The sequence below is a fragment of the Lysinibacillus sp. FW301-JW8 genome (assembly GCF_058788755.1).
The window spans coordinates 1-25,088 of record NZ_JBYTBB010000055.1 but is presented as its reverse complement, the minus strand read 5'-3'; the positions used below and the strand labels follow the sequence as shown (position 1 = coordinate 25,088).

The window sequence follows — 25,088 nt, the reverse complement described above, 5'->3', positions numbered from 1 at the left end:
ATCTATGTAAAAAGTTACAAAAAAAACATATTTGTCATAGTCTACTCGTTTTATACTAGAGATAACTATAGAACTAAAATAATATGAATGGGTGAAGGTAAATGAAAAAACTATTGGGTAATTTAAGACTTTTTGCGAAAATTGGTATACTTATTCCCATCATCACAATATTTCTAGGTGGCATGTCCTTCTTAAGTTATTTAAAAGCGTCGAATGAACTTGGAAGCTCGATTGAAAATGAGATGTCATTATTAGCTGATGATGTTTCTAATTCTGTTGAAAATAAATTACATGGACATAATCAGCTTATCTATAGTGCTAAATCTGCGATAGAAACTGCAGATAATATGATGTCAAGAGAACAATTTACACGTTTTGTTGAGCAATTACTACCATTAAATAAAGAAACCTATGGAATGGGGCTTTGGCTTGAAAAGGATGCTGTCAATGGAGAAATCTTTGGACCATATGCCTATAAAGATGGAGAAAAAATTGTCTTTACAGATGTTTATCAAGATCCAGCTTATGCCTTCCATCAACAGGAGTGGTACAAAAATAGCTTGCAATCCAGTGACATTATACATACAGAGCCTTTTTTTGATGAAGCTTTAGGAGAGATGTTTATTACTTTTGGTATTCAAGTACTAAAGGGGCAAACTCCGATTGGCGTTATCACAGGTGATTATGTTCTTGAATCTATCCAATCCATTGTATCTGAGGTGAAAATACGAGAAAGTGGTTATGCATTTATCATTGATGATAATGGAACATTTTTAACACATCCTGATGTGAAAAAGGTAAATCAAGAAACGGTTCAGAACTATTTAAAAATACCTATCGAACAGTTTGCAGGAGATAATAAGCTGATTCAAACAGCAGTTGATGGAAAAGAATACACATTGCAATATAAACAAATACAAGGAATGCCTTGGAAGCTTATTTTAATTGTTCCGACAACTGAGCTATATAGTGAAGTACAAGCAATGCTATATCAACAAATTATTGTTAGTATTATTCTTATCTGTGTAATATCCGTAATTATTTATTTAATTGCACGTTATATTCGTCAGGAAGTACGTACAATAAATAGCCATTTAGGCAATCTTGCTACAGGTGATTTAACCCAAAGAATGTCGACCAATACAAAGGATGAATTTGGAGAGATGGCACAGTATTATAATGATTCAGTAGATGCATTAGGAACAATGATGAAGCAAATCGTAGCTGAAACAGAAACAGTTGCTTCCACTGCTGAAGAGCTAACAGCTAGTGTTCAAGAGGTTAATAAATCCGTCACAGAGGTAGCTGTCTCTATGCAATACGTGGCAGAGAATACAAGCAAGCAACAGATAGTTAGTGATCAACTAACTTCAGTCACATCCGCTTTAGGTGAGGATATGCATTTTGCTGTTAATGCCTTAGACAGTGCCGTTCAGCAATCTACAGCAACCTCTCAGATTGCAACTGGAGGCTCCAAGCAAATTCGTGCCTTTGTAAATGAAATCGCTGAGCTACATACACAGGTAGAAAATAGTGCAAATCTGATAAGTAGCTTAAAAAACCAATCCGTCCAAATCGAAAAGATGAGCGAACTTATTTCATCCATAACAGATCAAACAAATCTATTATCCTTAAATGCAGCGATTGAAGCAGCACGTGCAGGAGAAGCGGGAAAAGGCTTTGCAGTAGTTGCAGGGGAAGTAAAGGCATTGGCAACACAAACAAGCCATGCTTCACAAGATATTGCCACTGTTGTTCGGACAATTCAAGAGCAAATCAATGAGGCTGTTTCTATGATGGAACAAAGCCGTAAAATTGCTCACCATGGCATTGATTCTGTACAGCAGGCTGGAAGCACCTTTGAAACAATCAGCAGTGCGATTGAAGACTTAAAACAAACGATCGAAAAGACGAGTATCAATACATCAAATGCCTATGAAAAGCTACATGACATGACTTCGAAGGTTCAAGAAATTAGTCAGCAAGCAATGGCAACTAATGACCATACATTAAATGTGTCAGCCATCACAGAGGAGCAGGCTTCTACGATGAATGAAATGGCAGTAGCCTCTGAGCAATTAGCACATCTGGCGCAGGATCTTCAGGAGGAAACAGGTGAATTTACTATATAGTACATTGAAAAGACCATTGTCTAATTATTAGGACGATGGTCTTTTCAGCTATTGAACGAGTATAGCATAATGTGTCTTAAGAATCTTGCTATAGCAATGGTTTCTAACGTTTTCGTTATTGATTAGCCCCAGTTTTAGCCCCACTAGCCTGTAAAGTTTGACTAAAGAGTGATACAGATTCAGCCTCTAATTCCTTTAGAACATGACCATAAACATCCATTATCATTTTGGGTGTATTGCCTAATCTCTCTGCAATAACTTTCACATTGAGTCCACGATTTAATAAGATGGTACAATGTGTATGCCTTAAACCATGTATTGTTGTTTTTGGCAGTCCACTCCTATCTAAAATTTTATTGAATGCATAAATAGGACTTGTTGGAGCAATCGGAGCTGCAGCGTGTTCGAATATAAACACAAACGTATCGTCTTTTGATAAATCGTCTTGCAGTTTCCGACCATTTTTAAATAATGCTTTTTTACACCATTTTAAATAAGTCTCTAGTTGCTTCATAACCATTTCATCTACTAGAATGGTTCTATAGCTATTTGTTGTTTTGGGCGTGTGGATACCGATAACATCTTGGCTCAAAATTGGAGTTCATTTTCGGGAATGCAACAGGTAATAAAAACCATATAGAACGTTCACTTGTTATGGAATTGCAGCTAAATAGCATTGGCATTTTTGACGATGCAAAAGGCAAGAAACTTATGCTTGATAATTTATCGAATGCTTTCGATGATCCGTCAAGTTTTCGAGAGACACAAGAGAATGGACGAGTAGTCAGAACGTCTGTCCTAACAGGTCCAAATGGTGAATTGATAGTTGAATCTGAGTGGGATAAAGAGAAATTAATATCGGTTAAGCTTGGTGAAGATGTTGAGGAGGAGCCAGGAGAAGAGGAACCAGAAGAGGGTTCGGGTAAAATTCCAGGTATGCCTCCTATCGTTCAATCTCGAATAAATATAAGTAATGAAGGATGGAATCATGTACTAGATAGACATTTTTCAGAAAAGAATGCTTCACAGTTTACCATTTCTCAAGACGAACTTCGTTCATTGTTAACAAGTGAGGAAATAGTAAAATCACCAATTATAAGAAGTATTGAAAGTGCAAATGGACCTAGATATGTCAGAGAAGTCACCTTGGACAAACCAATTGGACTAGATAAATTTGATGATTTTAAACCTACTTCTACAATGACAATATTGGTTGATAGTCATGGGAATTTAGTGACAGCAACTCCAGGGGTAATAAAATAGATAGTACAGGGAGTGAAAAACGTGAAACTAATAGGTAGTAAAACGGAACAAGATATAAGAAAACAACTTGTAAAATCTAATGAATTACTTTTCAAGAGTGAAGAAAATAAAAGATTACTTGAAGTGATAAGAAGTATATATCCGGAAATGAAAGCAGCTTATATTATTGATTGGATACCTGAGCAAGGTGAGGATATTTATAAGTTATTGATTAATGATAACATTATCTTGGTAATTGAATTAGATCGATTTAATGTAGAAATTGAACCGATTGTTGAATCTAAAAGTATTCCTCAATATTTACAAGGTTTGAGTAAATATAATCAAATTAAACTAGGAGTTGCCCTTGATTTAGCTAAAAAAAGTTTAAAATAGTGTGGAAAGTTAATAGCCAGGGCATTGATTGTCAAGGCTACTAGCAACAAGAAACGAAAGGACCACTCTTATGGGTGGTCTTTTATTGTGTAAAGTATTTTTAACTAAGTTTCATTCCCTGATTAGTTCATATATTATTCAGGAATCGCTGTACATTACGATTCAGCAATGACGTGTAAAACACTTAAGATCAGGTTCAACATTTTATGGGAACTTAATCTTCTTTTGTATAATTTATTAAAAATTTTACAGTTTTGTGAACAATATTATTTGATATAAAAGATAGATTTGAAAGAAATATCAAGTATTTTGTTTTGAAATCAAAAAAATTGTAACTTTAGTATTGGAGAAAATTGAAGTAACGCCAAAAAATGGTGGTAAATATGGCGTAAATTGGCGTGAATTATTGATTGAAAAGTAATTTTTAACAATGATAGGATAAGTGTACCTCGAGGTAAGAAACTGCTATGGCAATAGTGTAAAAATTTTATTTTAAGGAGATTAACAAATTATGAAAAGTAAGATTTCACTGAGAAAATTAGTATCATTTCTTCTAATTTTTTCACTTATTTTCCCTATTACAATTAGTCCAATAACTGATGCAAGTGCAACAGAAGGATATAGTGATGATGTGAATGAAAATCAAGGAACTCTTAATGAAATTAAAGTAGTTGATGATGGTGTTTACATAGGAGATTCTTTCTATTCCAAAGAAGAATTTGAAATCCTTTTAGACCAAGCGGTATTTATTGAAAATGAGAATCCAAGTGGAATATCTACATTTGCAATAACTAGTGCAATTGCAGGTACATGGTGGATACCGGGTGTTGGTGAAATTGTAATTACTGCTGCAGGTGTTATTCTAATAGGTGGCGCTGTAATAAAAGCAGGTACATGGATTTATAATACAATAGAAGCTTATTTTGCTGAAAGGGCTTATAATGAACACAAGAAAAATGGAACTAAAACAGAAGATCACAGTGTTTCTGGTAGTGGATTACCAATTACAGGGAATCCTTTGAGTAGTAAAGATAGAACGGCAGATGGTAGTTGGAACGGAAAAGTTGTTCAAAGAAGATACTACGACAAAAATGGGAATGCTGATATGGATATTGACTACACAGATCATGGAAATCCAAAGCAACACCCTAAAGTACCACATAGACATGACTGGAATGGTAATTCAAGAGGTCCAGGCTATTAAAAAGGAGTTAATTTATGACTGAGAAAGAATATTTAGAATTCAAAAATCTTATATCAATGGGTGATGAACTTAATTTTTATTATAAAAATGATGAATATTGGATAAGTCATAATCAAGGAAAATCTTTTCTATCAAGAACAAGAGATTCTTATACCCAAGAGTTTTGTGGGCATGAAGAGCTTTTTGAAAATGCGACAATAGAGGGTAATAAAATCTCAGAACTATATCCAGAATTTAGACCACTTAAATAAAAATTTAATCTATATTGGAAAAGAACAAGTTAAACACGCTTGGTCTTTTCTTTTATTAACAAAGACCACTCCAAAATAAGTGGCAATCAAAAAGATTATCAAAACACTTACTTCGGTAGGTGTTTTTTATTTATCACTAAAAAAAGTAATTGAGACTACTAAATTGGTAGTCTTCTTTATTATTAAGCATACATAAGGGAGGGAGGTATCTTATTGTTTAAAGATGTTTCAAAACCTCAATTGGTACTATCTTTTTTAATGGTTTTTATAGGTTTTTCACAAGCATTTAACAACTGGGGAGAAAAGAGAGATTTATCTTTATTCTTTTTAATTTCTAGTAGTGTATTTTTACTTCTTTCTATTATTGGTCTGATTGTTTATAGGAAACGGCAAATAACTAAAGACTGAAGAGCTTCAAAGGGGTTCTGTACAATGCGTGGGTAATAACGAAAAAAAGATTGAAGCAATTAGCCCCAATCTTTTTTACTCACACATTCCTGTACACACGCTCGCCTAGTTTTTATTAGCCCCAATCAGCCCCAAAACCATACTTTTAATGCTGTATCATGCAAATTACTCTATCTGTTAAAAAGATACTTAAACCTTGATACATAAGGTTTTATAGCTTGTTTCATGTATCACTTTGCAACCTGAAAATAATAGAACGAGTATTATCTAAATTTAAATGCTTCAAAATCTATTTTTATATCGTTATTATGTGATTTCAATTGCTTAGTAAAATGCTTAACCATTTTGTCAGGACCACATAGATAGACTTGGGTATTTGCTGGTACATGATAATTTTCAAATGACAGCCTGTCCATTTGGGTAGAATCAATAAAATTTACTTTAAACTGTTGATTAGTTAATGCATACGTTTGTAAGAAATCTTTATAGATAGCATTGTCTTCCCCTTGGTAAGTGTAAAATAATTCAATAGTACGATCAATAGGCTGTGACTGCAAATAAGGTAAAAAAGGAGTAATACCTATGCCACCTGCAATCCAAATTTGTGATTGGGGACCTTTTTCGAAATTTAATTGCCCATACGGTCCATTAAGAGCAACAGCCGTATTTATTTTTATAGAGTGATAAACTTGGTGTGTGAAATCTCCAAGTACCTTTATGGTAACGAAAATTTTTTCACCGTCTCCGCCAGAAATTGAAAAGGGGTGTGGTGCCTTTTCTAGTCCATCTTGAAAAAATTTTATAAAAACAAATTGACCATATTGATAGGGGATTTTTTTATCAAGCGTTATCTCGAGCTCAATTGCATTCAAGCCCATTTGTTGTATTCCTGTAATTTTACCTGTGTATTTAAAAAACATATCCTGATACATTGTTAGCATATATAATGCCGACATAAATCCTATAGTCGTCATAATGGCAGTGAAAATGCCTAAGGGTGTAGGTTGAAGTAAATCGTATTTACTGGAAAAATATGCATGATATATTCCGAAAGTATAGGGAATGAGCATGAATCGATGAATAATCCGCCAGTGTTCATATTTTAGGAATTTTGCAAGAAAGGCTATTAAAATAAGAGCAATAAAGCCATATTGACCAAGCTCTCCTAGCTCTTTTGAAAATTCACTAAGAGAAGTCTCAAATTTTTTATCCATTTCTGGAACCATCTCTTGTAGCTGTCCGTGTAAAATCACTAATGCTAGTGAAATAATAGCGACATATTTATGATAACGATAGACATTTTCTAGACCATGAAACCATCTATCTAAAATCTTCATTCTAGTTGATAATAAAAAAACAAGAAAGAATCCTGTAATTGCCAGGCCTCCAATCATGTGACTAAGCTTATCCAAAGAATGAAGTGGTTCTACAGGTGTAGCAAAAAACCAAAGTAAAGCGCTGGCTCCCATAATGAGTATAATAAATATAATACCTCTAATTGATTTCATAAATAACCTCCAATCCTTATTTTTATCGAAAATCATCCTATATATACAATAAGTTCCTGAAACGGTTCTGAAAAAGAAGTTCTTGGAACACTTACAGTTTTATTTCTTTCCAACCTGAAATAAAAGGGGAGTGTACGTTCGGAATATACGTTCCCTTTTTGGGGAAGATGTGTTAAATTAAGGAGGACATATTATAAAAGACATGAGAGGGGAGTCCTATGCAAGGGAATACTCATATTGTTGGGGGCATTACTGCTAGCCTAGCCTTTGCACAAATTTCGAATGATAATCCGCTCATTTTAGTAGGGGCAGGTATTATCGGTGCATTACTTCCAGATATATGCCATAGCGGCAGCAAAATCGGGAGAAAGTTTCCCATTATTTCAAAAATGGTTAATAAGTTGTTTGGACATCGTTCCTTTACACATAGTTTACTTTTTTTAATTTTAATGGTGATGGTGCTACATACTTTAGTTCCTTTTAAAGCGATTTCAGAAGGGATTTTATTAGGAATGGCAAGTCATATTTTTCTGGATATGGGGACAAAAAAGGGTGTTAAATTGTTTTTCCCAGTATCTATTTCTGTCCGTTTCCCACTAACAACCAAAACAGGCAGTAAAGTTGAAAAAATAGTATTTATGTTGTTAACGATGCTTTCTGTGTATTTTAGTTATGAAATTATTCTAAAATTTATAGGTACTATCTAAGTAAACACATGGATATGAAAATGCTCCTATTTATTAAACATCTGTTTAATAATGGGGGCATATATTAATTTATCATCTTCGTCTGTTTATTTGAGAGGATTTTGTTTCAAGATAAAGTTGTTTAAAGGGTTGGTTGCATTATTCCAATCACGGACCATTTAATGGAGTACAGGGTAGGAATATTTTGTGGGGAAGTCGAAGTTGTTTTATCGAATAGCAACTACGGTATCAAATATTTGAAACTATTTGAACATGATGGCATTCACGAAATAAGGTTCGCGAATATTCCAATAGTAAAGGGTTAATGAAGTGTTGTGCATGTTATATGACATACCAGAAAACCCAATTTCATATTTTTCTATACTGTGACAAGGTGTTTATTGTTTGGAAGGAATTTGTAACTTTTTAATAGAATAATTATTGAAGATAATCAGATAATAAATTTTACACATAAGGAGATAAGACTATGGCAAAAAACAAATTACTAAGAATGGACAATGTCGGCATCGTTGTAGAATCCCTTGATGACGCAATCTCTTTCTTTGAGGAGATTGGTTTGAACCTCGAAGGGCGAGCCACTGTCGAAGGTGAATGGGCTGGTCGCGTAACCGGATTGGGTTCTCAGTGCGTAGAAATTGCTATGATGGTTACTCCAGATGGTCACAGCCGACTTGAACTTTCGCGATTTCTCACCCCACCTACAATATCAGATCACCGGACAGCTCCTGTAAACACCCTCGGTTATCTACGCGTCATGTTTGCCGTTGAAGACATTGACGAAATGGTATCCAGACTCACTAATCATGGTGCTCAGCTCGTTGGCGAAGTGGTTCAGTACGAGGACTCGTATCGGCTCTGTTACATTCGTGGAATTGAAGGACTTCTAATCGGTCTGGCAGAACAACTCGGTAACAAATAAGTAAGTGACGTTTTAAGCCTTTACTGAAATCTACATTACCGAAGTAAAATATTTGAAGAAAATACTTATTCAATAAAAGTGCGCATTGCATAAAATTAGGTTTTAAACGACTTTATTTTTACACCGTCCACATTTGTGGACGGTATAATGCGTTATTTAGCTTCAAAATTAAACAACATTATTGTCATTACTCAGATTTTTCTCCAAACCTTAAGTTAAGATAGCTGCTTTAGTCAGCCTGTACCTCTTCTACCGTTTTTTCGACTTCTGCTCGTGTCATTTTTTCGCGACCATCCTTCATCGCCTTCAAAGTTTTATGAGCAAGTGCTAGTGGTAAACGACAGAATAAAAGTACTGTGCGTTTGTTGATATCCTTCATATAAAGATCAGCTTTCGCAAGGTTTTCCTCTGCGTATGCAAATAATTCCTCACGTGTCCAGCCATCAGGAACGAAGCTTACCCCACGCTCATCCATATCTTCATGCTGATTACGTAAAATATTCACAGCTTGGAGACCACGTCCGTAGCCAATTGCTAAATCGCGATCTGTTTGAATGTCTGCACCCCACGCCCAAAGCTCAGACAACATTGTGCCAACAAGCCCTGCCACGTAGTATGTATAATCATCTAAATCCTCACGCGTGTGCACTTGCCAGTTTGCTTTTGCCCATTTGGCCATCCCAAAAGACATCTCACTCGTTGATGCTTGGACAATTTTTCGTGAGCCTTCAGGGCAGAAAGTAAGCCAGTCTGCTAAACGAAGAGATACTTCAGGTAGTTGATCTGCATATGGTGCTAATAATGCTTCGTATGCCTCGGCATCAAATGTTTCCTTTAATAATTCACTTGTTCCCGTTAGTAAATCAAATTTTACATCATTTGAAAGCATTTCATGGTCTTCAATTTCATCAATAGCACGCATAGCTAAATAGGCGGCTGCCACTGACATTTTCAAATCGTTTTTTAAAAAAGTAATCGGTATATAAAAAGTGCGGCTAGTTTCCTTTAAAACCTGCATCGCTTCTTTATAAAGTGTCTTTTGATCTTTCACTACAATTCCTCCGTTCACATGGTCACACATCTATAGTATATCGTATCGCAAAAGTGAGGAAAGATAAAACAGATTGTTTAATTTCTAGTCATATTCTTTGAAAACGCTTTAAAAAGATGATAAAGTTTAATAGTAAACTATTTAGTTCTATACCATATTTTTTCAAAATACTGGTTGGACTTTTGCGATACAAAATATGACATAGAGGGAGTTTTATTTATGGGACGCTTAGATAACAAAATTGCAATTATTACAGGTGGTGCATCAGGTATGGGTGCTGCAATGGCAAAATTGTTTGCGGAAGAAGGAGCTATAGTTATTGCGGCTGATATTAACGAAGAAAACCTAGCAAAAATTTCTGAGCTAGAGCATGTAGAGGGAATGAAGCTAGATATTTCTTCAGATGAAAACTGGGCAGAGGTAACGAAAGCAGTTTTCGACAAATATGGTCGTATTGATATTTTAATTAATAATGCTGGGATCTCATCTGAAAAAGGTCCTGATCAAATTTCCCAAGCTGACTGGACAATTATGCATAATATCAATGCTTTCGGTCCATTCTTAGGGATTAAACATACTTCCAACTATATGAAAGAAGCAGGAAAAGGTTCTATTGTTAATACATCTTCCTACACAGCAATTATTGGTGCAGGCATGAATGCTTATACAGCATCTAAAGGATCACTACGTGCATTTGCTCGTGCAGCAGCGGCTGAATTAGGAGCCTTTAATATACGTGTAAATACCGTTTTCCCAGGTGTTATCGAAACGCCAATGACAGCTAAATTATCTGAAGCAAAAGAAGCGATGGATATGCTTGTACGAGCTACACCAATGGGCAGACTTGGAAGACCAGAAGAAGTTGCTAACGCTATTTTGTTCCTTGCATCAGATGAGGCATCCTATATTACAGGTGCTGAACTAGTTATAGATGGCGGGTACTCTGCTCGTTAATAATAAATGAAAAAAGAAAGTGGAAATGTGTGTTCATTCATGCATTTTCACTTTTTTTGTTCTTTTAATAAAAAAATGATAAAGTAATAAAAATGCTTTCGCAATAAAGGTGAAAAATAGAAGTATTTTGATATTTTTCGTGTTTTTTTCATGAAAGTTTGCTAAGTTATTGCACAATCATTTCAACAGCGTTAAAGTTTAGAAAGGGCAAATAAACAATTACGTGGGACAAGAATGGTAACTGTAATTTTTGCTGACAGTATTATATAGAAGATACGTCGGGATTTTGACACAATAACTCCTTGCAAAATCCATGACAACAGTGGGGGCATGAACTTTATTCAGCAGGCATTTAAACGCATCCTGAATAAAAGCAAAATCTAGTATATATCTCACCCGTTTAAATAGAGATTGTACTGAATAAAGTTAAAGGAGAATGGTATGCCAAAGGCTATAGGTATTGATGCAGGTGGCACATTGACAAAAGTTGCTTATTTAGATGAGCACAATGAGCTTGTTTTATCAACTTTTCCGTCAAATGATTTGCTGGCTGTAAAGGATTGGATTATTAATCATCCAGATATTGAGGATATTGGTGTTACAGGAGGACGTACGGAGCAATTACTGGAAGTCATAAAGGCAATGAAATCAATCCATTATATAGTAGAATTTGAAGCTACATTGAAGGGTGTTCGATTTTTGCTACATAAAGAAGGCTATTTCTTTGAGCGTAGTATGATCACGAATATTGGTACTGGTACTTCAATTCATTATATGGAAGGCAATACGCATATTCGTGTTGGGGGAACAGGAATAGGCGGTGGAACACTAATTGGATTGTCAGCGCTTACAACGGGTATTACAGATTACAATGAAATAAGAGAAATGGGTTCTAATGGTAATAGGGAGTCTATTGATTTGCTTGTCAAAGACATCTATCAAGGGATGGATACGCCTATTGATGGACATTTAACAGCTAGTAATTTTGGGAAGGTCGGTATTACAAAATTTGTCAATCATCCAGCAGAAGATATTATTGCTACTGTACAAGGACTTGTAGGAGAGGTGATTACAACACTTAGTATTCAATATGCTGAGGAAAAAAATACGCAGCATATTGTTTATATTGGCTCTACCTTGAGCAATAACGATCATCTTGCACGTGTAATTGCCAATTATACACGTACAAAAAAGCATACACCCATTTTTATAAATGACCACGGTTTTTCTGGGGCAGTTGGAGCTTTGCTAAATATATCTGAATATACAATTGTCTAAAGGACAAATAAGAATGTACATTACTAATGATGATTGGTGATGTACATTTTTTTATTTGTTTTCTGTAGCCAAAGCAAAGCGGCAGCTACAATTACACCTAGATGAAATTGATATATATATCCCCTGCCATTGAAGTTTTCCCCAAAGCATAAATCCTTCATTCCTGAGCACATTACAGGTAGGAGGTGAATATCTGTGGGCAATAAAAACAGTAAAAAAACGATGAATGTTAGAACGCATAACCCTTTCGGTACCTACAAAAGCAAAGACCTCGATAGAAGTAATAGTAATAACAATAATCCTAACGACAACCTGAATGAAGAATTGTCAGCTGAGTTTGATGCAAAGGCTAAAAATAAAGATAATAAGACAAACCATGATAAAAATCAGCAATCCAATAAAAGGAAATAACTAAATGTGGAGGGATTAGAAATGGCAAAGAAAAATAAAACAAGCTTTAAAAAGAAAAAGAAAGAAGATGTCCATAAAAAGAATGACCGGGAAGAATACTCAGCAGAATTTAATCAGGTTATTCATAATAATCCTCAACAACCTAAACAATAATCAAAAAATGCTCCTTAAGTAATTTTGCTTTTGGAGCACTTATTTTTTGCTTTGTCTAACAGTTTATACACCAAAGGGGGAAAATAAATTGAAAAAATTTTGTCTATCAATTGGAATTTTTCTTATATTACTTACTTCGCAATTACATATTCCAACGGCTGTTTTTGCCCAACAAGAAGCTCCAGCCTATGCAAAGTGGAGTATAGTAGCGATAAAAGAGGTGAGAATTAAATATCCACTAGCTAAGATAGTGGACTATTTGTATGAGGGAAGAGAGATTCAAGGGGATACAACAATAGAAAAATTTAAGCTATGGCTGAAACAAAATGATAAGGAATTTGGGGTCTATGTAAAAATTCAATATGTTACAAAGACGAATAAGTTAGAAAACATCGAATTACAGGAAGCTGCCTCATAATGCTTAATGTTAAAGGATGCCTAGCATAAGGCATCCTTTTTACTGCCCTTATTGTTCTAATTTATGAATAAATTCACGCATTAATCCAGGTAGATCTGGCCATGCATGACCACTGACTAAATTGCCATCAGTATGAAGATTTGCATCAATATAAGTGCCTCCTGCTACCTGAACCTCTGGCTTACAGGCAATGTAAGCTGTGAGCTCACGATCTTTTAGCACCTCTGGAATGGTTGCAAAAATTTGCGCTGCGTGACAGACAGCGGCAATTGGTTTATTGGCTTCAAAGAAATGGCTTACTAGTGCTGGAACATACTCATTTAAACGAATATATTCTGGTGCTCGACCACCAGGAATAATGAGTCCGTCAAATTGTGCTGGATCAACATCAGCGAACGATGAGTGTGCCTCTAAGCCATATGCTGTACGCTCGATATATGTATCGACCCCATCCACAAAATCGTGCAATACAGTTTGTAGCTTCTTTGCTGAGGGTGCTGCAATCGTCACATCATAGCCGGCCTCTAAGCAGCGGTAATAAGGATAAAAAATTTCCAACGCCTCTACAGCATCACCTGCGATTATTAATACTTTTTTCCCCATACTTTCATCTCCTTTTATTGTGATTTACTAGCTAAATTCGACACTTTCAAAAAATTCCCTGCTGATATTTTAGAAAAGCTGAAAGAAATAGGTATTCATAAGTAATTGCAAATTGCTGAATGCATTGCATAACGTTCAAACAACCTACTTTACAATGAAAAAAATGAAGCGTATAGTATTTATTTAGCTAGGTAAATAAATTAGTATTTAAGCAATGAAGATTTCTTGCTTCTGATCTTCACTAATTGGACATTACACCTAACTTCATTGCTTTCGCTGAGTTTTGAGGAACCTTGTATATTGATACAGATAAATTACTGCCCGTTAATGAGGGATAAATGAGGAGGTCACAAATTGAATCCGATATTCCATGCCTTATTCCAAAAAAGTCGTTATTTAACGAACTGTTTAAACGAAGTACTGAAACAGCATAATTTGTATAGCTCACAGTGGACGATTTTATACTGCTTACATACTCACGGTCCAATGACATTAACGCAAATTTGGAAATATTTAAATGTTGAGGCTCCAAGTATTACAAGGGCAATTACTCGACTTGAAACGTTAGGTTGGGTACAAAGAATAGATGGTGAAGATAAGAGGGAAAAGATTGTTACTCTCTCACCTGAAGCGGAGAAGCGTTTGCCCGCTATTACAGATACTATAGTAGCGTTTGAGGAAGAAATGGTAGGATCACTTACTGTTGAAGAACAACAGCAATTTATAAGTCTATTGGAAAAAATGAAAGGTTGATTGACATGCAGCATGAGGAAAATTCAAAAATATGGACGAAGCGATTTATTAGTTTGTTTTTAACAAATATTTCAGTGTTTTTTGTTTTTTATGGGCTTGTAACAACTTTACCACTTTATGCGATTGGTGAGCTTCATCAAACTGATAAAGAGGCAGGGCTATTACTATCAGGTTTTTTATTATCAGCCATTATTGTTCGTCCCTTTTCGGGTAAATTATTAGATGTTTTTGGAAAGAAGAAGCTTTTAGTTATCTCAATTGTTGGCTATTTTCTATGTACAGTATTATATTTATTCATTCATCCATTTGGACTTTTACTTGGACTACGCTTTATTCAAGGGATTTTCTTTAGTGTTATCACAACTGCGGCTGGCTCCTTAGCTGCGGATATTGTACCCGCGAATCGTAAAGGTGCAGGACTTGGCTATTTCACTATGTCCACTAATTTAGCTGTCGTGATTGGACCATTCATCGGCTTGCTGCTTATTCAATATAGTAGTTTCAATGTATTATTTATTGTGATGAGTATTTGTATAGTAGCGGGTGGCATTTTAGCTGTAACTGTGAATATAGATGATCTACCCAAACCTGCACATCAGGGGAAATTAACCTTTAAATTGCACGATTTATTAGAACGCAAAGCACTTCCTGTAGCAGCTATTGCTAGCTTAGTAGCTTTTTCATATGCGAGTGTTTTATCGTTTTTATCCGTCTATGCTCAGCAAAAAGGACTCATGGCCATTGCCAGTTTATTTTATGCAGTTTTTGCAGCAGCAATGCTAATAACACGACCTTATACTGGTAAGCTTTATGATACAAGAGGACCGCAATTTGTCATTATTCCTGGTATAATATCCTTTGCTATTGGGCTTGTTATGCTTGCATTTGTGACGGGACCGGCATTATTTTTAAGTGCTGCTGTTTTTATAGGATTCGGCTACGGAGCAGTAACAACAAGCTTACAAGCATTAGCAGTACAATCAACAGCACTTCAACGTAGTGGTTATGCAACGGCAACATACTTTACGATGTTTGACCTTGGAATTGCCTTAGGTTCTTATATTTTAGGAATTGTAGCAGTACAAGCGGGCTATGGTGCTGTTTATTTAACTGGTGCAGGTTTATTGGTTGTTGTTTTTATTATCTATTTAGTGCGTTTAGCCAAAATAAAAACTAAACATGTAGCAGGGGATATAGGACTTTAAATAAAATTATAAGCTGAACTAATAGCAATAGTAGTTCAGCTTTTTTGTGAAAAATGTTTAAATTTAATAATTTCATCAACTGCACGATGATAGCCACCTGAATTTTGAAATGTTTTACTGTAAATTGTAGCAGCAGGTTTTGAAATGGATTTCATTTCGATAAAGTAAAAAGCCGAACTAATGGTTATATTAGTTCAGCTAGTTTGTTTATAGGCGTCCATACCCTACAAAGTACTTCTGCCAATAAGAACTATTGATATTAGCAATCGTCACACCACTATTACTTGCATTTATCATTTGATTATTACCGATATAAATACCTGCATGGGAGACGCCTGCTTTATATGTATTCGCGAAAAATACTAAATCACCAACTTTAGGTGTACTTACTTTTTGTGCTGTATTGTAAAAGCCAGCAGCTGTTTTACGAGGCGTTGAAATACCTGCATTATTATAAACATACGTGATATATCCTGAGCAATCAAAACCTGTGCTTGGTTTAGTTCCTCCAAATGTATATTTAACACCTAGTTGTTGTTTGGCGATTTGTACAAGATTTGCTGGCGAATTAGGTGTAGTAGGTTGCATCGTATTAAGGTTTAACTTTTGACCAACATAAATCGTGGAAGAAGATAAATGATTCCAGCTCATTAATGCTTGTAAAGAGACTCCCTGTTGACTAGCAATTTTCCATAAAGAATCACCAGATTTTACTGTGTATGTTGCAGCAGATGCTGTCTCTAACGATGAAAAAAGTACTGATGAGCTTAATGCCAATGCTGCTAATTTTAATCCCCATCTATACTTTCTTTTGTTTTTCATAGTATGTATCCTCCTATAACTTGAAAGCGTATTGCCTAATACATAAATGATATTAACATTAGAATATTACAATTGTATGTCAATAAAATAACATTAAGGATACAATTAAACATAATAAAACGGAGAACAGCATAATGGCTACTCTCCGTCTTTCTATTTTAAATTCTTCTTTAAAAAAGCCTTAGTTCGTTCATGTTGAGGATTGTTGAAAAACTCTTCAGGATGATTAGCTTCAATAATTTCGCCACCATCCATAAATAACACCTTGTTCGCCACTTCACGTGCAAAGCCCATCTCATGCGTGACCACAATCATTGTCATATGCTCCTCAGCTAAATCCTTCATAACCTTTAACACTTCTCCTGTAAGCTCTGGATCAAGGGCTGAGGTTGGTTCATCGAATAATAAAATTTGTGGGTTCATCATAAGTGCACGAGCAATGGCTACACGTTGTTTTTGACCACCAGAAAGATTGGCTGGAAAAGCCTTCGCTTTATCAGCAAGTCCAATTTTTTTTAATAAATCTTGACAGCGACGAGCAATTGCATCTACAGATTCATTTTTTACTAAGCTTGGTGCCATTTCAAGGTTTTGCTGAACCGTTAAATGGGGGAATAGGTTAAAGTGCTGAAAAACCATACCCATTTTTGCTGTAATTGCTTTAATTTCCTGCTGCTTTGGATATTGACCTTCTTGCACCAAGTAATCACCGTCTACACAGATACTACCTCCGTTTATTTCCTCTAAATGAATCAAACTTCGGAGCATAGTGCTTTTACCTGATCCAGACGGGCCGATTACAGCTATCACATCATTTTTATCTATAGAAAAAGTAATTCGCTTGAGTACTTCAAGCTCGCCAAAGGATTTTTTTAAGTTTGTTACTTCAATGAGCGCCATACTGTCACCTCTATTCAAATTTAAAGCGTTTTTCTAACCATTTAAACAGCACAGTTAAGACAAGTGTCATGGCTAAATAAATAGCACCAGCAATAAAGAACGGCATAATTGTAAAGTCACGATTGACAGCTGTTTGTGCGAAATGCAAAAGCTCTGGTACAGCGACTGCATATAAAAGAGCTGTATCTTTTATTAATGTGACTGATTCATTTGATAAGGCTGGTAGAGCTACTCGAAACATTTGAGGCAATATAACGCGTGTCGTAGTTTGCCATTTTGATAAACCAAGTACTTGAGCTGCTTCATATTGACCTTTATCAATGGCCAGTAATCCGCCACGGAAAATCTCAGCAAAGTAAGCTGCATAATTTAAAATAAAGCCAAGACATGCTGCGACAAACCGATCAAGCACTAAGTACTCTCCAACGACTGGCAGCATAGGTAAACCGAAGCAAATTAATAAAAGTTGTAGCAATAGTGGTGTACCACGCATGACATAAATATACGTATGTGCAAGCCAAGAAAGAGGTTTAAAACGGCTCTTCGCTGATAATGTTAATATGAAACCAAGTGGAATCGATACAAGAATGGCGATGAAAAACAGTAATACTGTCATTTTAGCCCCTTCAAGCATCGGCAAAACCATTGTTTGCCAGTAGTCCGCCATTTCTTCTTCCCTCCAAATAGATTAAGAGCTTCGCAAGGAAACTCTTAACAATTTATAGCATTCAATTATTTTAAAACTTTATCTTCCCCAAACCATTTTGTAGAGATTTCAGCAGAAGTGCCATCCTCATTCATTTTATCTAATGCAGCTTGAAGTTTTTCTAATAATGCTTCATTGCCAGGCTTGACACCAATCCCATATTGCTCAGGTGCTAATGATTCATCTAACAATTTGAATGTGTCAGGCTCTTTCGTCATATAATATTCAGCTACAACTGAATCGATAATAACAGCTTTAACACGACCTGTTTTTAAATCTGTTAATGCTAAAACATTATCTCCGAATTCAGTAACTGTTTTAATTTCTTTGTGAATTGGATTTGCATTTAGTGCATTTGCCGCAGAAGACTGTGATTGAAGACCTATTTCTTTTCCGGCTAAATCCTTTAACTCTTTTATAGAAGAATCTTTAAGTGTCATTACAGCCTGTGCGTTTTCTAAGTAGGGTTTAGTAAATAATACCTGTTTTTTGCGAGTATCGTTTATCGTATAGCCATTCCAAATTAAATCGATACGACCACTGATTAATTCTACTTCTTTTGTTTTCCATTCAATTGGTTGGAACTCTGCTTCTACGCCCATATGTTCTGCTGCTGCACGAGCTAAGTCGATATCGAAGCCAACGATTTCATTTTTATCGTCTCGGAAACCCATTGGTGCAAATTTATCGTCAATACCAATAATTAGTTTTTCTTTATCAGTTGATTTGTTGTCAGCAGTTGTTTTATCTGTTCCACTTGTTTTCTCCTCTGATGAACCACATGCTGCTAATGCAAACATCACGGCTGTCAGCATGAAAAGCAATACGAATATACGCTTCATTTTAGCATTCTCCTAACATCATAAATAGATTTCTAATATTCACTTTCGTTAACTAAATCACTAATGTGATAAAGAATAACATCGTATATTAAAATTGTCAATATCCGTATTGAATTATTAGAAAATGCCTTCATTTTAGAGCAATCATTTAATGACGAAGAAAGATGATAAAAAATAAAAAATTAGGGAATATTAAATGAAGCAGATAGAGGAAAGGAACTGCGCGCTAAGGCAAAAACAGTTCCTAGTCTATGATTTAATTTTTTTCTTTTTGAATGGCCTTACGTGCTAAAGCATCAGCAGCTTTATTTTGACTATCAGGGACCCATTTGATAAAAAATAAATCGAAGGTATCTGCAAGTACTAATGCCTTCTCGAGATAAGGTTTAAACTCCTCATTTTTCACATACTCTTTTTCCATAGAGGCTACAACAATTTTTGAATCAGATCGAATAGAGACGATGCTTGAACCAAGCTTTTGAGCCTCCTCTAAGCCACGGACTAAAGCTGTAAACTCTGCAATATGGTTATTGGTAGAACCTATAAATTCGCTAAACTGTATATGATGACCTTCACCTTTAATAAAAATACCTATGCCACTGGGACCAGGATTACCTGCACTAGCAGCATCTATATATACCTCTAACATAAAATCCCTACTTTTTGTTTTATTTTAATTGTACAACAAAGGTATTTTTCGTTCATGCCAATTTTTATCATATAAACAGTAAGACTCCAAAAATGAAGAAGTAAGTAATGCAAACCTGATTGTAGTTTCACTTTATTTAGGTGTAAATAAACAAAATAGTTGCTTGTTCAAAACGTTCACTTCATAATAGTAAGAAGCGAATTTTGGACAGGGAGGGAGCGAGAGTTTAACATGGATAAAGTGACAGTTATGAAAGATATTGATGAACTGCATGATACGTATTGCGCGGATTGCTTAGTGATTAAGCAGCTGCGTAAAGATCGCGGAAAGCCAGGAGCTCATCGTTTCTGTATCGAGGCATGCACAGTGGGGGAGCGACTACAGTTTCTTGGAGAAGAGCTTTTAAAAGTATATAGTAAGAAGCTGTAAGTAATCGAAATTTATTTTTTAATAAAAAATTAATCATATTTACTAAAACTAATGCATAAATATCAATATGATCGGAAATACTATTATTGGTTGGTTACCATAGAAAAAGTTACCTTGTTGTTGGCTCTGCTGATAACAAAGTAGCTTTTTTCTATTTTATATACCTAAATGCGCCGTACGCTTAAGAAGTATTCTCCAGCGTACGGCGCATTTTTGCCCATAGAAACCAATAACAAAATATTGGTTATACAAGTACTTTTTAAATAATTGTAGTGGGTCTCTCACTATCCATTTAGGATTAGGAAAACGAAGTTACTCTCTATTTAGTAGCAGCATAATTACTTAAGTCTTGATAATACTTTGTAAGAGAGGAAGCAGAAATTTCAAACGATGCAGCGATTTCTTTTGCAGTCAAGGATAGGGATTCGAATAACGCCTTTTCTTGCCCATAGCGAATCGCACCAGCAGCAATCGCAGCTTCTTTGCGTGCAGATGGTTGTCCTTCAATTAAATAATCCTCTAAAAGCTCTAACATCGGAGCAGTCTCACGATCATTTTGCTCAAGGAAATCCTTTACTTGAGTTAAGACATTGCTCTCAAAGTTTGTAAATTCCTCTCCTTTATAGCCATTAGATACAAGTAATTCCCAGAAGGATAGGTGTTCTTCTTTCAGGAATGCGCTAGCCTTTTTCTCTGAGCCCTCAAAGGATTTCTTAAATTGCTCAAATACTTTTGCATGATCTTGAGGGAAGAAGATCAGTGTTGAAACAGCTAAATAATGCTCTAATTTTTTTGATCCGTCTGGTAAGAGGAAGGCAAAAACATGCATTCCCTCAGGAATTGGCTTGTCATTTTCTCGACGAATATAAATTTCTTCATTTGTTAGCACATGGATAGCCTTGAAATAATTTTCTTCTACAGCTGAGACAGAGCCAATAAATAAATTAGGCTGTGACCAATTCTCTAAAACCTTTAAAGTAGAAGGTCTTACCGTTTTTTTCTTTGTTTTCTTCAAATAGCCTTTCCAAATAGATGGCTCTTGATGGAAGAAGAAGTCATCTAACGCAACTGCCTCAATCAGTTCTCTTTGTAACACGCTCTCTAATTTAGGCTGCCATGTTCCTACATGCTCGATATAGGCACGAACATCTTTACGCTCAGGATACTCCATGTAAAATGTTTGCAGCACACGCTCTAATTCTTCAATTGCTACAGTTTCAACTGTTACCTGCTGTTTACCTTCACAACATTTTTTGTATTTTTTGCCGCTACCGCATGGGCATGGATCATTACGTTTTACCATAATTAGATACACTTCCTTTAAAAATTGTTAGTCGGTTTTTGCTAAATAAATTGCATACATTTAATAATAACGGTACTTTTGTATGAAGAAAAATGATTGTCTATTTAGAAATATCAAAAAAATGTAGAGGGACGCCCTAGTTCTAGTATATGTACGCATTTTCCTGCTTAGAACCAAAAAAGAAAACCATCTACGCTAATAGTAAAGCATAGATGGTTTTTAATGAACAGTTGTGTTTAGCCTTTACTTGCTTCCATTTCCACCGTTAATCGCTCCAGCTCATCAATAAGATGGCCAATATAAGCAATTGTTTCACGAAGCGGTTGATCTGTTGTAACATCAACCCCGGCCATTTGAGCAAGTTCTACTGGTGACTTTGTACCGCCAGCCTGAAGTACAGCTAACCATTCTTCAACAGCTTTTTCACCTTCGTTTAGTATACGCTGAGATACTTGTGTAGAAATCGTTAAACCAGCACTATATGTGTATGGATATAAGCCCATATAATAATGAGGCTGACGCATCCAAGTAAGCTCCGCTCCTTCGATAATATTAACAGTATCACCCCAGAAATCTTCTAGAACAGTTCGTTTTAATTGATTTAAAATTGTAGCATTAACAGCTTCACCAGCGTCAATTAACTCATATACTTTTCTCTGATAGGCTGCTTCCAGTAAATGTGTGACAAAATTATGATAGTAAGTTTTGGACACAATATTAGATATAACCCATCGTTTAAAGCGAAGATCATCATTATGCGTTAATAAATGATTGGCTAGCAGCATTTCATTCATTGTTGATGGTGCTTCGATAAAGTATAATGATGGTCGACTATTAAAATAAGATTGATGGGCATGAGTATTGGCAAAGTGCCCCGCATGTCCAAGCTCGTGAATAAGTGTGAAAACCTCATTCATACGCTCATTCCACGACATTAAAATATAAGGATGGCTTCCATATGGGCTTGAGCAGAAGGCACCAGTGGACTTTCCTTTGTTTGGCGCGAAATCGATCCAACGTTCATTAAACGCTTTTTCAATCATATTTGTATAATCTTGACCAAGTACTGCTAACGCATTTTCAACATAATTTTTCGCCTCAGCCATCGTTAGCCTTGGATCATAATCTGGATCAAGAGCAATTTTTAAATCAGCAAATGTCATATTATCGATGCCATTTGCTTTTTGAATCAGCTTAGCATAGCGGCGCATATGCGGGGCAAGCTCTTTTGTAATAAGGTCTATTTGACGATTATAGAGTGAGCGATCGACATCCTGATCAAATAATAGGTAATCAATGACTGAGTCAAAGCCTCGCAAATCAGCCATTGTTTTTTCCTGTTGAATATGTGTGTTATAAATTTTGGCAGTAGTATGCTGATATTCTCGTAACTTATTCGAGAATGCTTTAAATGCTGAACGGCGCACATTTGTATCTGCCTCGAACTCCCAGCCGTTTTCATATAAAACAAAGCTTAATGGATGTTTTTCACCATTTGCCTCAAATTCTCCAAAATGCATATCCACTAATTTTGCTGTATTGTATGTTTCGTAAGGTGCCTCAAAAGTAGCGTTTAATGCAGCTAATGCTTTTTCCACTTCTGGATGTAGCTGATGGGGCTTTCTTTTTAACAAATCCTCTAAATATAGCTTGTAAACAGGGCTTAGAAGACTTGCTTCCTTTAAAATTCCCTCGTCTAATGATAGCAATTCACTACGTACAAAAGATAGTGAGCTAGTTATTTTTCCAACTGCTGTACTAAATTTTGCAGCACGCATTTGGGCTGTGTCATCTGTATGATCTGCTTGAATTGTTAAGCTAGCATAAGTACCAATTGGAACAATGCTTTTTTCTAATGCCTCAAAAGCTGTGAGAACATCAATGACTTTTTGAGCATCTGTAATTGTACCTTGATAGTTACGCTCAAAGTGCGATGCATTCTCTACAAGCTGCGCTAAAACGGGTTCAAAATCTGCATCATTTTCAAGCAAAACTTTCAAATCCCACGTTTGTTCAACTGGTACATCTTTTCGTAATGGTAAAACCTCCATCAATAAACACCCCTTTAAAAGTAAGTGACTTAATTATAACGAAACTATTTCGGAAAGTGAAATAATTTAAGAGAATAGTTGAAATATTCTTAATGAAGAAAGAATAACAAAATCTCATCCGAAAAATACCTGTGTTTGAAAATATGTCATTTGGGAAAAATGTGTGTATAGCCAACAACGAATATAACGCATACTAATGGCTAGAACTATTGACACAATGGAGGAGAAATTATGACACAAAATTTAAACAAACAATTGAATAAGCTTGTTGCTACATGGTCTGTACTTTATACGAAATTGCACAATTATCATTGGTATGTAACAGGGAATGCCTTCTTTACATTGCATGCAAAATTTGAAGAATTATATAATGAAACAACGTTAAATCTCGATGACATTGCTGAGCGTATTCTTTCGAAAGACGGCAAGCCTGTCGCAACGTTAAAAGAGCATCTTGAGCTATCATATGTAGAAGAAGCAACAGGAGATGAAACAACAGAAGAAATGGTGGCGACAACAATTTCAGATTTCCAAAAACTGATGAAAGCATTAAATTCAACAATGGAGCTAGCTGCGGAGGAAGGCGATGACCGTACAGAGGATATGTTAAATGCCATGTACCAATCTCTAGAAAAGCATACATGGATGTTAAAAGCCTTCCTTGATAAATAAAATTGTTTAAGAATAGGCATTTGGAGTAGCGGCAGCTCCAATTAGCCTATTTTTTATTTTTATTCGAAGATGACAAAAATAAAACAGGGATCAAATCATTATTACAATTATGACAGTTTGTTAAAGGATGTATGAAAAGGGTTTTTACAGAGGAGAGTAGGGTAATATCCTAGTAAGCCATACAACTTAGGAGGAATTGAACATGATGAATGAACAAAACCCACAAATTGAAGTGGCGCATACAAAAGAAGAAATGTTTCAAATTTTAGAAAGTATGCGATTAAAAGGCTATCACACAGAGGATATTCATATTATCGCAAAGGATGCCAATCAATTCGAGGATGTCAAATGGGATGCTGATGTGAAAACTCATGAGGCAGGTAATTGGCTAGATCAATTTAAATCGTGGTTCACTGGAGAAACAGCAGTATCAGAAGGCTTAAAACGTTTCGGTTTGACGGAGGGACAAACAGCGTATTATGCACAGCTAGTGGAGCAAGGAGCCATTGTTTTATTTGCTGAGCGTGTAGATTTAGTTGATCCCAAGTCAACAGTCTATTCAGAAGAAAATCGTTATCGACATGATCCACTAGGTCCACGTTTAACAGCACCTGAACCGCTAATCGGTGAAACAGCTACACAACGAGAAGAACGATTAAAGGCCGAGGAGCGTATGAATGAGGCGGAGCAATTAAGAAGATATTTATAAAGAACAAAAGACAGAGTGTAGAGCGCTTTGTCTTTTCATATAGAAATCTCTTATGCTTGGGCTATACATTGTCGAATACAACAGGAAATCTTTGTTTTGAGGGTGGGATTGCAGAATTGAGAAGAAATTATGCACGATTGACTAGTATTTGTGCTTAATAGAATAACCATCATAGATTGGTTTCCAGTGTGCGAATGACGAGCCGCTTTTTGCGCTAAAGCGTAGCGATTGCTTTAGCTTCATTTTTGCTACAGAGAAATTCTTTGTAATTTGATAAACATAATAGTTTTACAACATGAAAAAGACAGAGTATAGAGCACTCTGTCTTTTCATAGTGTGTGTGCCCGGCATGCGCAACAACTAGGTGGTGAAAGTCCACTACAGACTTGGCAGTAGGAACTGTTAGCGAAAG

At 35.7% G+C, this 25,088-nt stretch carries 29 protein-coding genes; 18 read left to right on the top strand and 11 right to left on the bottom strand.

From position 1 onward, the window contains the following. Nucleotides 1-101: 101 nt before the first annotated feature. On the top strand, nt 102-2,132 hold the full coding sequence (locus AC3WOM_RS19545) for a methyl-accepting chemotaxis protein (protein ID WP_492448036.1): 2,031 nt from the start codon (nt 102-104) through the stop codon (nt 2,130-2,132). Between the two features lie 115 nt (nt 2,133-2,247). On the opposite strand, the gene AC3WOM_RS19540 is transcribed toward AC3WOM_RS19545, so the two are convergent. Further along, nucleotides 2,248-2,724, bottom strand: coding sequence for a tyrosine-type recombinase/integrase (locus AC3WOM_RS19540; protein WP_492448035.1), 477 nt, complete (start codon nt 2,722-2,724; stop codon nt 2,248-2,250). A gap of 62 nt (nt 2,725-2,786) precedes the next feature. Here AC3WOM_RS19540 and AC3WOM_RS19535 point away from each other — a divergent pair, with 62 nt between their 5' ends. The 5 genes from AC3WOM_RS19535 (at nt 2,787) to AC3WOM_RS19515 (ending at nt 5,633) form a co-directional block, all read left to right on the top strand. Then, nucleotides 2,787-3,395: a hypothetical protein gene (locus AC3WOM_RS19535; RefSeq protein WP_492448034.1), complete on the top strand. Its 609-nt coding sequence runs from the start codon at nt 2,787-2,789 to the stop codon at nt 3,393-3,395. Between the two features lie 21 nt (nt 3,396-3,416). Continuing rightward, nucleotides 3,417-3,770: a hypothetical protein gene (locus AC3WOM_RS19530; protein ID WP_492448033.1), complete on the top strand. Its 354-nt coding sequence runs from the start codon at nt 3,417-3,419 to the stop codon at nt 3,768-3,770. A 511-nt stretch (nt 3,771-4,281) separates the two neighbouring features. Then, nucleotides 4,282-4,974 (top strand): hypothetical protein, encoded by a 693-nt coding sequence (locus AC3WOM_RS19525; RefSeq protein ID WP_492448032.1) that lies wholly within the window; start codon nt 4,282-4,284, stop codon nt 4,972-4,974. 14 nt (nt 4,975-4,988) lie between these two features. Beyond that, nucleotides 4,989-5,225 carry a hypothetical protein gene (locus AC3WOM_RS19520; protein WP_492448031.1) on the top strand — a complete coding sequence of 79 codons (237 nt, stop codon included), beginning with the start codon at nt 4,989-4,991 and terminating at the stop codon, nt 5,223-5,225. A 213-nt stretch (nt 5,226-5,438) separates the two neighbouring features. Beyond that, nucleotides 5,439-5,633 (top strand): hypothetical protein, encoded by a 195-nt coding sequence (locus AC3WOM_RS19515; protein WP_492448030.1) that lies wholly within the window; start codon nt 5,439-5,441, stop codon nt 5,631-5,633. A gap of 263 nt (nt 5,634-5,896) precedes the next feature. On the opposite strand, the gene AC3WOM_RS19510 is transcribed toward AC3WOM_RS19515, so the two are convergent. Then, nucleotides 5,897-7,141: a ferredoxin reductase family protein gene (locus AC3WOM_RS19510; protein ID WP_492448029.1), complete on the bottom strand. Its 1,245-nt coding sequence runs from the start codon at nt 7,139-7,141 to the stop codon at nt 5,897-5,899. A 218-nt stretch (nt 7,142-7,359) separates the two neighbouring features. On the opposite strand from AC3WOM_RS19510, the gene AC3WOM_RS19505 reads away from it, so the two are divergent. Continuing rightward, entirely contained in the window at nt 7,360-7,848 is a 489-nt protein-coding gene (locus AC3WOM_RS19505) for a metal-dependent hydrolase (RefSeq protein WP_492448028.1), read from the top strand. Nucleotides 7,849-8,314: 466 nt separating this feature from the next. Further along, nucleotides 8,315-8,767 carry a VOC family protein gene (locus AC3WOM_RS19500; RefSeq protein ID WP_492448027.1) on the top strand — a complete coding sequence of 151 codons (453 nt, stop codon included), beginning with the start codon at nt 8,315-8,317 and terminating at the stop codon, nt 8,765-8,767. 229 nt (nt 8,768-8,996) lie between these two features. Here the strand turns inward: AC3WOM_RS19500 and AC3WOM_RS19495 are convergent, their stop codons facing one another. Further along, nucleotides 8,997-9,818 carry a squalene/phytoene synthase family protein gene (locus AC3WOM_RS19495; RefSeq protein WP_427545029.1) on the bottom strand — a complete coding sequence of 274 codons (822 nt, stop codon included), beginning with the start codon at nt 9,816-9,818 and terminating at the stop codon, nt 8,997-8,999. A 219-nt stretch (nt 9,819-10,037) separates the two neighbouring features. Between AC3WOM_RS19495 and AC3WOM_RS19490 the strand changes: the two genes are divergently transcribed. The 5 genes from AC3WOM_RS19490 (at nt 10,038) to AC3WOM_RS19470 (ending at nt 13,032) form a co-directional block, all read left to right on the top strand. Next, a complete protein-coding gene (locus AC3WOM_RS19490; protein WP_492448026.1) occupies nt 10,038-10,772 on the top strand; it encodes an SDR family NAD(P)-dependent oxidoreductase in 735 nt (244 codons plus the stop codon). A 441-nt stretch (nt 10,773-11,213) separates the two neighbouring features. Next, nucleotides 11,214-12,050, top strand: a complete 837-nt coding sequence (gene coaW, locus AC3WOM_RS19485) for a type II pantothenate kinase (protein WP_492448025.1) — start codon at nt 11,214-11,216, stop codon at nt 12,048-12,050. A 222-nt stretch (nt 12,051-12,272) separates the two neighbouring features. After that, the gene (locus tag AC3WOM_RS19480) at nt 12,273-12,461 is read left to right on the top strand and encodes a hypothetical protein (RefSeq protein ID WP_492448050.1); all 189 of its coding nucleotides are present in this window, start codon (nt 12,273-12,275) and stop codon (nt 12,459-12,461) included. 21 nt (nt 12,462-12,482) lie between these two features. Then, the gene (locus tag AC3WOM_RS19475; protein WP_283871775.1) at nt 12,483-12,614 is read left to right on the top strand and encodes a hypothetical protein; all 132 of its coding nucleotides are present in this window, start codon (nt 12,483-12,485) and stop codon (nt 12,612-12,614) included. Between the two features lie 88 nt (nt 12,615-12,702). After that, complete coding sequence (locus AC3WOM_RS19470) at nt 12,703-13,032, top strand: DUF3889 domain-containing protein (RefSeq protein ID WP_492448024.1); 330 nt, start codon at nt 12,703-12,705, stop codon at nt 13,030-13,032. A 48-nt stretch (nt 13,033-13,080) separates the two neighbouring features. Here the strand turns inward: AC3WOM_RS19470 and AC3WOM_RS19465 are convergent, their stop codons facing one another. Beyond that, entirely contained in the window at nt 13,081-13,635 is a 555-nt protein-coding gene (locus AC3WOM_RS19465) for a DJ-1/PfpI family protein (RefSeq protein WP_427545037.1), read from the bottom strand. A gap of 354 nt (nt 13,636-13,989) precedes the next feature. Here AC3WOM_RS19465 and AC3WOM_RS19460 point away from each other — a divergent pair, with 354 nt between their 5' ends. Both AC3WOM_RS19460 and AC3WOM_RS19455 read left to right on the top strand, forming a co-directional pair. Beyond that, nucleotides 13,990-14,388, top strand: coding sequence for a MarR family winged helix-turn-helix transcriptional regulator (locus tag AC3WOM_RS19460; protein ID WP_427545039.1), 399 nt, complete (start codon nt 13,990-13,992; stop codon nt 14,386-14,388). 5 nt (nt 14,389-14,393) lie between these two features. Then, nucleotides 14,394-15,593 (top strand): MFS transporter, encoded by a 1,200-nt coding sequence (locus AC3WOM_RS19455; protein WP_492448023.1) that lies wholly within the window; start codon nt 14,394-14,396, stop codon nt 15,591-15,593. A gap of 207 nt (nt 15,594-15,800) precedes the next feature. On the opposite strand, the gene AC3WOM_RS19450 is transcribed toward AC3WOM_RS19455, so the two are convergent. The 5 genes from AC3WOM_RS19450 to AC3WOM_RS19430 form a co-directional block, all read right to left on the bottom strand. Beyond that, nucleotides 15,801-16,415, bottom strand: coding sequence for a C40 family peptidase (locus AC3WOM_RS19450; RefSeq protein WP_492448021.1), 615 nt, complete (start codon nt 16,413-16,415; stop codon nt 15,801-15,803). Between the two features lie 153 nt (nt 16,416-16,568). Further along, the gene (locus AC3WOM_RS19445; RefSeq protein WP_492448020.1) at nt 16,569-17,315 is read right to left on the bottom strand and encodes an amino acid ABC transporter ATP-binding protein; all 747 of its coding nucleotides are present in this window, start codon (nt 17,313-17,315) and stop codon (nt 16,569-16,571) included. 10 nt (nt 17,316-17,325) lie between these two features. Beyond that, the gene (locus AC3WOM_RS19440; RefSeq protein WP_492448018.1) at nt 17,326-17,982 is read right to left on the bottom strand and encodes an amino acid ABC transporter permease; all 657 of its coding nucleotides are present in this window, start codon (nt 17,980-17,982) and stop codon (nt 17,326-17,328) included. A 65-nt stretch (nt 17,983-18,047) separates the two neighbouring features. Continuing rightward, complete coding sequence (locus AC3WOM_RS19435) at nt 18,048-18,863, bottom strand: amino acid ABC transporter substrate-binding protein (RefSeq protein WP_492448017.1); 816 nt, start codon at nt 18,861-18,863, stop codon at nt 18,048-18,050. A 256-nt stretch (nt 18,864-19,119) separates the two neighbouring features. Further along, the gene (locus AC3WOM_RS19430; RefSeq protein ID WP_492448016.1) at nt 19,120-19,512 is read right to left on the bottom strand and encodes a ribonuclease HI family protein; all 393 of its coding nucleotides are present in this window, start codon (nt 19,510-19,512) and stop codon (nt 19,120-19,122) included. A gap of 231 nt (nt 19,513-19,743) precedes the next feature. Between AC3WOM_RS19430 and AC3WOM_RS19425 the strand changes: the two genes are divergently transcribed. Then, nucleotides 19,744-19,941, top strand: a complete 198-nt coding sequence (locus tag AC3WOM_RS19425; RefSeq protein ID WP_427545052.1) for a zinc-finger domain-containing protein — start codon at nt 19,744-19,746, stop codon at nt 19,939-19,941. Nucleotides 19,942-20,260: 319 nt separating this feature from the next. Here the strand turns inward: AC3WOM_RS19425 and AC3WOM_RS19420 are convergent, their stop codons facing one another. Together AC3WOM_RS19420 and pepF are read right to left on the bottom strand one after the other, a co-directional pair. Continuing rightward, nucleotides 20,261-21,244, bottom strand: coding sequence for an SEC-C domain-containing protein (locus AC3WOM_RS19420; protein ID WP_427545054.1), 984 nt, complete (start codon nt 21,242-21,244; stop codon nt 20,261-20,263). 236 nt (nt 21,245-21,480) lie between these two features. Continuing rightward, a complete protein-coding gene (gene pepF, locus AC3WOM_RS19415; RefSeq protein ID WP_492448014.1) occupies nt 21,481-23,295 on the bottom strand; it encodes an oligoendopeptidase F in 1,815 nt (604 codons plus the stop codon). Between the two features lie 231 nt (nt 23,296-23,526). Here pepF and AC3WOM_RS19410 point away from each other — a divergent pair, with 231 nt between their 5' ends. After that, nucleotides 23,527-23,967 carry a Dps family protein gene (locus AC3WOM_RS19410; protein ID WP_492448013.1) on the top strand — a complete coding sequence of 147 codons (441 nt, stop codon included), beginning with the start codon at nt 23,527-23,529 and terminating at the stop codon, nt 23,965-23,967. Nucleotides 23,968-24,169: 202 nt separating this feature from the next. Then, a complete protein-coding gene (locus AC3WOM_RS19405) occupies nt 24,170-24,676 on the top strand; it encodes a YflT domain-containing protein (protein WP_492448012.1) in 507 nt (168 codons plus the stop codon). The last annotated feature ends 412 nt before the right edge of the window (nt 24,677-25,088 follow it).

What these genes read in the sequence shown, in the direction of transcription:
- AC3WOM_RS19500 (WP_492448027.1), top strand. Translation starts at nt 8,315, where the DNA reads ATGGCAAAAAACAAATTACTAAGAATGGACAATGTCGGCATCGTTGTA.
- AC3WOM_RS19545 (WP_492448036.1), top strand. Translation starts at nt 102, where the DNA reads ATGAAAAAACTATTGGGTAATTTAAGACTTTTTGCGAAAATTGGTATA.
- AC3WOM_RS19450 (WP_492448021.1), bottom strand. Translation starts at nt 16,415, where the DNA reads ATGAAAAACAAAAGAAAGTATAGATGGGGATTAAAATTAGCAGCATTG.
- AC3WOM_RS19520 (WP_492448031.1), top strand. Translation starts at nt 4,989, where the DNA reads ATGACTGAGAAAGAATATTTAGAATTCAAAAATCTTATATCAATGGGT.
- AC3WOM_RS19525 (WP_492448032.1), top strand. Translation starts at nt 4,282, where the DNA reads ATGAAAAGTAAGATTTCACTGAGAAAATTAGTATCATTTCTTCTAATT.
- AC3WOM_RS19505 (WP_492448028.1), top strand. Translation starts at nt 7,360, where the DNA reads ATGCAAGGGAATACTCATATTGTTGGGGGCATTACTGCTAGCCTAGCC.
- AC3WOM_RS19440 (WP_492448018.1), bottom strand. Translation starts at nt 17,982, where the DNA reads ATGGCGGACTACTGGCAAACAATGGTTTTGCCGATGCTTGAAGGGGCT.
- AC3WOM_RS19535 (WP_492448034.1), top strand. Translation starts at nt 2,787, where the DNA reads ATGGAATTGCAGCTAAATAGCATTGGCATTTTTGACGATGCAAAAGGC.
- AC3WOM_RS19465 (WP_427545037.1), bottom strand. Translation starts at nt 13,635, where the DNA reads ATGGGGAAAAAAGTATTAATAATCGCAGGTGATGCTGTAGAGGCGTTG.
- AC3WOM_RS19430 (WP_492448016.1), bottom strand. Translation starts at nt 19,512, where the DNA reads ATGTTAGAGGTATATATAGATGCTGCTAGTGCAGGTAATCCTGGTCCC.
- AC3WOM_RS19445 (WP_492448020.1), bottom strand. Translation starts at nt 17,315, where the DNA reads ATGGCGCTCATTGAAGTAACAAACTTAAAAAAATCCTTTGGCGAGCTT.
- AC3WOM_RS19435 (WP_492448017.1), bottom strand. Translation starts at nt 18,863, where the DNA reads ATGAAGCGTATATTCGTATTGCTTTTCATGCTGACAGCCGTGATGTTT.
- AC3WOM_RS19510 (WP_492448029.1), bottom strand. Translation starts at nt 7,141, where the DNA reads ATGAAATCAATTAGAGGTATTATATTTATTATACTCATTATGGGAGCC.
- coaW (WP_492448025.1), top strand. Translation starts at nt 11,214, where the DNA reads ATGCCAAAGGCTATAGGTATTGATGCAGGTGGCACATTGACAAAAGTT.
- pepF (WP_492448014.1), bottom strand. Translation starts at nt 23,295, where the DNA reads ATGGAGGTTTTACCATTACGAAAAGATGTACCAGTTGAACAAACGTGG.
- AC3WOM_RS19455 (WP_492448023.1), top strand. Translation starts at nt 14,394, where the DNA reads ATGCAGCATGAGGAAAATTCAAAAATATGGACGAAGCGATTTATTAGT.
- AC3WOM_RS19405 (WP_492448012.1), top strand. Translation starts at nt 24,170, where the DNA reads ATGATGAATGAACAAAACCCACAAATTGAAGTGGCGCATACAAAAGAA.
- AC3WOM_RS19475 (WP_283871775.1), top strand. Translation starts at nt 12,483, where the DNA reads ATGGCAAAGAAAAATAAAACAAGCTTTAAAAAGAAAAAGAAAGAAGAT.
- AC3WOM_RS19480 (WP_492448050.1), top strand. Translation starts at nt 12,273, where the DNA reads ATGAATGTTAGAACGCATAACCCTTTCGGTACCTACAAAAGCAAAGAC.
- AC3WOM_RS19490 (WP_492448026.1), top strand. Translation starts at nt 10,038, where the DNA reads ATGGGACGCTTAGATAACAAAATTGCAATTATTACAGGTGGTGCATCA.
- AC3WOM_RS19420 (WP_427545054.1), bottom strand. Translation starts at nt 21,244, where the DNA reads ATGGTAAAACGTAATGATCCATGCCCATGCGGTAGCGGCAAAAAATAC.
- AC3WOM_RS19410 (WP_492448013.1), top strand. Translation starts at nt 23,527, where the DNA reads ATGACACAAAATTTAAACAAACAATTGAATAAGCTTGTTGCTACATGG.
- AC3WOM_RS19425 (WP_427545052.1), top strand. Translation starts at nt 19,744, where the DNA reads ATGGATAAAGTGACAGTTATGAAAGATATTGATGAACTGCATGATACG.